The organism is Mucilaginibacter sp. (assembly GCF_028288225.1).
Lineage (GTDB): Bacteria > Bacteroidota > Bacteroidia > Sphingobacteriales > Sphingobacteriaceae > Mucilaginibacter.
Genome location: NZ_JAQBOC010000023.1, coordinates 62,503 through 69,905 on the forward strand (window position 1 = coordinate 62,503; position 7,403 = coordinate 69,905).

A 7,403-nucleotide genomic window follows, 5' to 3' on the forward strand; every position below is an offset into this window, starting at 1 on the left:
CTCAGACAGCGGGGAAAGCTCATTTGGTATCGCCCCTTTTATGGCTTTACGGTTGCCCCATCTGTAACGGGATTCTTTGAAAAATTCCAAACAAAGGTTAAAAGAAAATATCTTGCGATAGTTTGATAATTTGTTTGCTGTATCACATTGCCGCTGATATATCTCGAATAACCGGTGTTCTGATTAAGAATATCATGTGCATTAATTTTGATGATGGCTTTATCGTTCTTTAAAATCTTTTTTCCAAAATAGGCATTCCATAATATTATATTATTGTTGCTGTTAAACATGACGGTTTTTTGCTGGAGACTAGCCTGAAGCTCGTTATTAAATTCAAGCTTCCACGGCAATAAAAGGGTGAGGCCCAGGCTATGATCCTGGGTCCAGTATTTTGTTTGAATATCACTTCTTATTGAAGATGTTGACATATTATAACTGAGTGTGCCGAAGTAATAAAGGTTATATATCTTTTCGCTGTCTTGATTTATACCAAGATTTATCGCGATGGTATTATTGTCTGTTACATTGTTTTTATCATTGATAACATTAACATAATTGGATTTGTTGAAATTTAAACCTGTATTTAAGTTCATATTCAGTTTTCCAATATTGATAGAATAATTGAACCCTGAATTCAAATTATAATTTCCGTTGGCATTTATATATTTATACACCGTTCGGCCAAGTGAATCTGTAAAATTATTGGTGACAATGGCATTGGATTGCAATGAAATGGATCCATAAATAAATAGGCCTTGCTGGCTCGATATGTTGAATGTATTGAAATTAAAATTGACGACTTGGTCAAACTCCTGCTTTAACAAAGGATTACCAATTATTATATTTAAGGGATTGGAATTATCAGGCGACGGTTGTATCTGGTTAATAGACGGTTGCCTGGTATGGCCATTATAAATAATTGAAAGATGGCTGTTTGGATTTAGTTTAAAATCAAAAATGGCTTTGGGATAAAAATTGGTAAATTCACGCTTTAGTAATGAGTTTTCAGACAAGTCTCTTTGCTCGAAAGTCGATTTTGCAACATTACTTCCGAACGAAAACGTAACTTTTTTACTATTGTACTTAAACGCGATGCCGGCTATATTGGTCAACACAATAAAATTATAATGATTACTCAGCGTATCGTTTAAAAGGTCGTATTTGCTGTTTAAATCCTTGTCAAAAGATAAACGCTGTGTGTTACTTCCATTGCTTTGAAAAGCATAATTCAACTCCGCAAAAAAATTCTTTGCTAATGGTTCTGTATAAACTAATCCTCCACTAAACCCTACCCTATGGTTCTCATTCGCTTTTTTCTGATCGATAGTATCGCTTAAAGAAATAATTCCTTTTTTATCAAAAAATGAATTCCGGGCGTATAGAAAACCATTTGTTTTGTTGTCCTGATAGGTTTGCCCCAGGCTAAGCGAAATAGTTCTGCCAGGTTTTGTAAATTTTTTTCTTATCAAAACGGATGATTGCAGGTTTTGATCATCGCCGGTTCCAATGATATTACGCACACTTTGGTTTACAAGGTTTCCAAATTTATTTTGTGATTCGCTATTGAAACCAACATTCCCACTATTAGACCCTTTATACCCGTTAAGCCATATTTTTAATGATGTGGAATTATTCATTTGCCATTCATAAGTGCCATTGAGTGAATGTTTCTGTCGGTTGCTGTGTCCTTTATTTGATTCCCGGTTAAAAAAAATTGTATCAGGTAAGCTAGATTGAGAAAAAGTATTACCGTGTCCACTAATACTAAATTGATTAAAGCGATAGCTGCCGTTAATACTCTGTTGATCCTTATTAAATTTATTAGAATAATTTAAACCGCCGACCCAACTTTCAGGCAAACCTTCACTGTATGAAAAAATGTTATTTAATCCATCGCTATTATTGTCTGTTTTAGTAAAGCCCGACCAGTTATTGTTAATGAATTCCGGTGCATTATCAAATGCATTCTCGTTGGCTTGCTGCAAATTCGGACCATTTATATCGGTACTGCTCACATTAGCATAGATAGAAAATTTTATTTTATCTCTGAAACTGTTGACCATTGCGCTGTTATTCCACTTATTATCCAAACCCGCTCCCAAATCAAGTTTTCCGAAATCGCTTTTTTTCATGCCTTTTTTCAATTGAAGATTAATAGTTTTTGATCGTAGGCCGTCGTCAATGCCTGAGAAAGTGGCCTGGTCGCTTTTCTTATCAAAAACCTGTATTTTAAAAACCGCATCGGCCGGCAAATTTTTCGTAGCTATAGTTGGGTCGTCCCCAAAAAATTCTTCACCATCCACAAGAACTTTATTCACTTTCTCCCCCATCGCCGTAATCTTGCCATTTTTGTCAACCTGAATGCCGGGCAATTTTTTGAGTATTTCTTCAACTGAAGCACCGTCCCGCGCTTTAAAACTGGCTGGATTAAACACCGTTGTATCTCCCTTTATTTGTATTGCACTTGCCTGGTCATGCACAATTACTTCTTTTAAAATAATTGCCTTCAAAGTCATTGTAATAGTTCCTAAGTCAATTTCAGAGGTGTTATTTAATTGCAGGCGAAGAATGTAATTTTCATACTTCGCCTGCGCAATAAATAAGAGGTAATTGCCAGGCAACAGATTTTTTAATTCAAAAAATCCATTTGCATCACTTCGGGTAATCTTATACAAAATGGAATCTTTTTGCTGCAGCAGCGAAACTGACGCATTAACAAGATTCTTTTGATTGGCGGTATCAAGGATCGAGCCTTTAACCGATGCAGTTTGAGCAGAGGAAAAACAACAACATGCGATAAGCAAAATGATCAGCAAAGTGATTTTCTTCATATCGCCGTTAAAAAATTATCAATATTCCTCGTCGGGAGAAATTTAAAAACAACATGATTATGTATCCGGTATATATCTGTAACAATGTATTTGCATCTTTTACCCCGGTAATTAATAACCATAATCAAATGGATAAGCATTTAAATCAATAGTAAATGAAAAACACCGCCACAGTAGATGAGACGGTGTTTTTCAATAACAGTACATTAATCTTACTGGCAATCCAAAGTAAACTTGTTTACTAAAACTGTAGGTACACCATTGACAACTGATATTTGAAACACCCCATGAAGATTTATACTGGGACTACTGCCTTCCGGATTTAATACCGATTATCTGTAGCTATTGGTTCAAAGGTTGCTATGTTAAATTGCAATATGCCGCTTAATGAAGTCAATGTCCCGCTGTGCGGGGATTTACAATTTGGCTACCGGTTACATCGACCCTACGATGAAGTCTCCTCGAGCTTTCTCCTTAGGGTGTATCTGGCTACTAGTAAATAACGCCCGTCATAGCTTCAGTATTCAGCGGCATGGTTAAGGGCCCATTGCCTTTAAGGTTTGCATATGCGCCTGTGCCGCTAACAATTTCCCATCTGCCCTGAGGAGGATTAGTGGCAAATACACATTCCTGATGAATGGTAATGGTTCCGTCCGATGTTACAAGTGTAACCACGCAATGAGCTCTGGTACCATTAATATTAGGGCCAACATCCATTGTTGATGTTCCCGAAATAGTTAGGGCTCCACTTGTGGTAAATGTTCCTGATACATTGGGAAATGTTGAAAAATCATAAACGGCAGTTATAGTAACCGGTGCCGGGGTTTGGGTTGGGTAAATCGGCTTCCAACTCATTGTAAAGCAAACGATCATAGTAAACATGATAGCCATTGAATAAAATTTGATGTGTCGCATAGTAAGGTCCTCCTTTTTTTTATTGTGAATGATTAAACTGTTGATTAATTAATATTTAGATTATTTTTCACCGGTAGTTGTAATCTTTATTTCTTTATTAAACATGCCATGCATAATAATACTTCCAATAAACACCCAACCGTATTGCAACAAGCAAAATCAGTGTAGCCAGAAAGAAATCCATGCTTAAAAGTACGGGGTTAAAAACTGTCACTACCCGCTATTTAGTGAAAGGGGAGATAAAGGGTCTGAACTGTCTATTTGATTTATTAAATCAAACGAAATGGGATTAAATTTTCTTTTTATTTGCACAGTAACTAAGTGCCACCTGGATTTTTCATTGCTATTCGAAGTTTGCAAATCGAACTATTATACCTGTAGATTATATCTACAGGCATAGCCACAAAAAGCCCTAACTTTCACCGAAGGCTTTGTAGCCATTAGGGAACAATATCGGGATGATTTCTAACCGGGTTACAGTATTGTTATGAGCGTCATTTAATTTCGGGTAGACTTAGGCTACGTGCATGCTCGTCTGAAGTTAAACTTCAGGTAGGGTAGGGTGTTTAGCTATTTCATTCCATCGGACATAGATATCCATTGACCTTCATAATCTATTCATTTTATTCAGACCTGCTAATACCCTCCCCCCAAACTATATGGAACCGAAAAGTCACTTGCGGCGGCTACTGCTATAAGGGTCACAAAAGCAACCCCGCCAACTACTAATGCTATTGTTCCAACTGTATTTTTTTTCCTTTCTTCAAGACTCATGCCCACATTTTTCTAACTTACTACATTTCCCAGCTTATCCAGGCTGAAAATAACATACCTTTTATACATGGTAAAATTGGGCACGTTTGCCGTTTTTGTATTCGTTAGTTCGTTAACCGAATGGTCGGTAAAAGCACGCTTTTTATTATATTTATAAAGCCATTCCTCAGTGCTGTCCTCACTAATCCTTTTCTCTGTTGGTATTCCGAATTTACTGAGTACCTCCTGTTTGGTTTTATAACGACTCATTACCTGTTTTTGAGTGTGTAAAACTTTAGTGCAGCTACACAGTGATAGCATACTAAGGAATGTCAGTCCTTTAATGAGATTTTTCATGTTCCTTGTGATTTAAATGATTTGTTTAGAGGTACTTATAGATCGTTTATTAAATAAAGCTAATCATAAATCCGGCTCAAATGGCATATATATTTTTATTAGGTGACTTTGACGGCGCTTTGCGGGGGGAAGATGACCAGATTGTTCCATTTCCCCTTATGGGAGCAAAAGCGGTAAAACTTTTGAAAAACGGAAAACTAATTTCATATCCTGGTTTTCCTCATGGAATGCCGACTACGGAAGCTGCAACCATAAATAAAGACCTTTTGGCTTTTATCAAGTCATAAAAAGATACTTTGTTCAAACTGCACGGATTATAAAGCTGTCACCCGTGTATAAGTGACAGCTTTTTCTTGTCATTGTCAACAAGGTTCCCGCAAGTATCTACTCAGTTTCTACTGTAGCTTCAGGGCAGCAACGATATTCCTGCGATTTGTCAAGTAAATCGATCTGCCGTTTTAATAATTGATTTTGCAATTGCTTGTTTTCGAGATCAAGTTTTAATGCCTGGTGTACATCATCTTCACAAATATCACAATCATCTATGCATCCTTTTACCATAATGCCAGGTGTAGGCAATGCCATAGATGAACTAAACCCATACTGCTTTTGGGCACTATCAGAAACAGAGCCATCTTTGTTTAACAAGCCAACCTGTACAAGTTCATTCTTCACAATGTCGGTTACTTTTTGTATAACAGCTTGTGGTAAAGGCTGCTGTTCCTGATTAAAAAAGGCAGGGTTTATAAACAGGCCTCTTGCAGCATTGGTAGTGGCATCCGCCGCTGGTGAAAACTTTTGGGCATCTGTAGCCAAAACATGTGTTGATAAAATACCGATGCCGTCGCTTGGCGTAAAGGGGGTTGGTGAAATGCGTGCGTTATCCAGTTGACTATTATATACACGGATAGTAATAGCATCTAAACTAAAGGTTATGGTATAGGATTTATCTATTTGATAAAACAAGAATGTTATTGCATGACAATGATTTGGGTTTTTAAATTCCCGTGATGATGATTCATAATGGTCTTCTGACGAAGTTTCGGTGTGAGCACGTGTCTGAACTTCCCCAACAGAAACACTCGAAGCTTTACGTGTGCTCATTGCAGTTTCATTCTGTTTGCTTTGTGCATGCTGGTTTAATTCATTTGCAAACGAAGACGTGCCCGATGAATTAAAGTTGCCGCTCATATTAGCTTCGCCGCCAAAGCCAAGTATATCAACACCCGCATCACCATGCCCATCAACATGCGCTTTGTTAGTATAGCTTGAGTTTTGGCTATCTTTACTTGTAAAATCGAACATGGAATCGCTCATTTGCTGCGCCTGGAAACTTTCTTCGGAAGATTGAACATTGCGGTTAGCTGCCGCAGTGCTTGTATCAAGTGTAAATGTAGTGCGCCTGTCGGACGTAAATAAACGAACAATTTCCCCGGGCAATAAAGTGTTGGTGTATACAAGGTCGCCTTGCAACAACCCACCGGGGCAACGTTTGTATGTAAATGAAAACTTCACTTCAATTCCGACAGGAAAGTTCGCGAACTCGCGAAATGTTTCTGATTCGGGGCGGTAATTAAGCCTGTAATTAAAATGCATCACCTCGCAAAGTTGTTTAGGATCAAGCGTAGGACAGCAGCCTTTTTGATCTGTCGAAGTATTTTTCATAATTATAAAGATTTTCGCCTACTCTATAATTCCCGTTTTCAGCTTATCGGGCGTGTACTCTTTTTAAGGATTTTCTACTTTTCTCCTTCATTCTGGTTTAGGGTTTACTAACTCCATGAAAAATTATTTTAGACTTTTGTAAGTAAAGTTACAGACACAAAAAGGAAAATAATCAGTATTTCTACGGGATTTTTTGTAGTATTTCTACGCTATTATTATCCGAAAAAGCGTTCAAAAAACGTTCATTCCGAGACGCATATGAACGCTTTTTTAAAAAAAAATGAAACAAGTTTTTTTCGCCGGACTTGTTTTTTTAGATATAAATTACTGTGAAACAGATTTTTACATCGTTTTTATAGCCAACTGAAAAAATCGTCGAAACGATGCAAAAAACTGCTTTTTTCTGCTTTTTTTGTACAAATACTATAAAAAGCTCACCCGCTTTTCCCCCGACTACGTTCATGCCTGAGGAGAATAATTTTATACAGGGCTGATAACCAGATGTATAGATATGTCGCCAAATTTAATTAATCACAAATTGCTGATTATCAGTTATTTACTAAAATATTTATCGGTGTTGGTGTGAAATGAACGTGAACACCAACCATGAACTTCAGTGTATCACATGCAATTTCTAAAATTTAATACAGCAGCTAATAATAATTCCCTCATAATCCGTATTGTTTACCTTTGCGCGAATGGATTATTTCAAAAATCTTTCGGACCTGCTGAAAATAGAACAAGCAGAAGACCGCGAAGCTTATTTAAAACTGTCAACATCAACTTCAGTGACTGAACGGAGGGCCGCCGGGTTGGCGTGGTATCCGGTTGCAATTACAGGCACCGAACCAAGCCGTGGGGATTACCTGAATGTAGAAGCAG

At 37.3% G+C, this 7,403-nt stretch carries 7 protein-coding genes; 2 read left to right on the forward strand and 5 right to left on the reverse strand.

What is annotated here, in order from left to right; translation table 11 throughout:
• Positions 1-38 precede the first annotated feature (38 nt).
• From JWQ54_RS07475 to JWQ54_RS07490, 4 genes are all read right to left on the reverse strand, one after another.
• Positions 39-2,831: an outer membrane beta-barrel protein gene (locus JWQ54_RS07475; protein WP_299582451.1), complete on the reverse strand. Its 2,793-nt coding sequence runs from the start codon at positions 2,829-2,831 to the stop codon at positions 39-41.
• Positions 2,832-3,323: 492 nt separating this feature from the next.
• Entirely contained in the window at positions 3,324-3,686 is a 363-nt protein-coding gene (locus JWQ54_RS07480; protein ID WP_299582454.1) for a hypothetical protein, read from the reverse strand.
• Positions 3,687-4,382: 696 nt separating this feature from the next.
• Positions 4,383-4,520, reverse strand: coding sequence for a hypothetical protein (locus JWQ54_RS07485; protein ID WP_299582457.1), 138 nt, complete (start codon positions 4,518-4,520; stop codon positions 4,383-4,385).
• Positions 4,521-4,532: 12 nt separating this feature from the next.
• A complete protein-coding gene (locus JWQ54_RS07490) occupies positions 4,533-4,856 on the reverse strand; it encodes a hypothetical protein (protein ID WP_299582460.1) in 324 nt (107 codons plus the stop codon).
• Between the two features lie 80 nt (positions 4,857-4,936).
• Between JWQ54_RS07490 and JWQ54_RS07495 the strand changes: the two genes are divergently transcribed.
• Positions 4,937-5,143 (forward strand): alpha/beta hydrolase, encoded by a 207-nt coding sequence (locus JWQ54_RS07495; RefSeq protein ID WP_299582463.1) that lies wholly within the window; start codon positions 4,937-4,939, stop codon positions 5,141-5,143.
• Between the two features lie 97 nt (positions 5,144-5,240).
• On the opposite strand, the gene JWQ54_RS07500 is transcribed toward JWQ54_RS07495, so the two are convergent.
• Positions 5,241-6,521 carry a hypothetical protein gene (locus JWQ54_RS07500; RefSeq protein ID WP_299582466.1) on the reverse strand — a complete coding sequence of 427 codons (1,281 nt, stop codon included), beginning with the start codon at positions 6,519-6,521 and terminating at the stop codon, positions 5,241-5,243.
• Positions 6,522-7,219: 698 nt separating this feature from the next.
• Here JWQ54_RS07500 and JWQ54_RS07505 point away from each other — a divergent pair.
• A partial coding sequence (locus JWQ54_RS07505) for a hypothetical protein (protein WP_299582469.1) occupies positions 7,220-7,403 on the forward strand: 184 nt, incomplete at its 3' end.

Excerpts from the sequence above, each read along its gene's own strand:
- JWQ54_RS07490 (WP_299582460.1), bottom strand. The coding sequence starts at position 4,856 with ATGAAAAATCTCATTAAAGGACTGACATTCCTTAGTATGCTATCACTG.
- JWQ54_RS07480 (WP_299582454.1), bottom strand. The coding sequence starts at position 3,686 with ATGAGTTGGAAGCCGATTTACCCAACCCAAACCCCGGCACCGGTTACT.
- JWQ54_RS07500 (WP_299582466.1), bottom strand. The coding sequence starts at position 6,521 with ATGAAAAATACTTCGACAGATCAAAAAGGCTGCTGTCCTACGCTTGAT.
- JWQ54_RS07475 (WP_299582451.1), bottom strand. The coding sequence starts at position 2,831 with ATGAAGAAAATCACTTTGCTGATCATTTTGCTTATCGCATGTTGTTGT.
- JWQ54_RS07495 (WP_299582463.1), top strand. The coding sequence starts at position 4,937 with ATGGCATATATATTTTTATTAGGTGACTTTGACGGCGCTTTGCGGGGG.
- JWQ54_RS07485 (WP_299582457.1), bottom strand. The coding sequence starts at position 4,520 with ATGAGTCTTGAAGAAAGGAAAAAAAATACAGTTGGAACAATAGCATTA.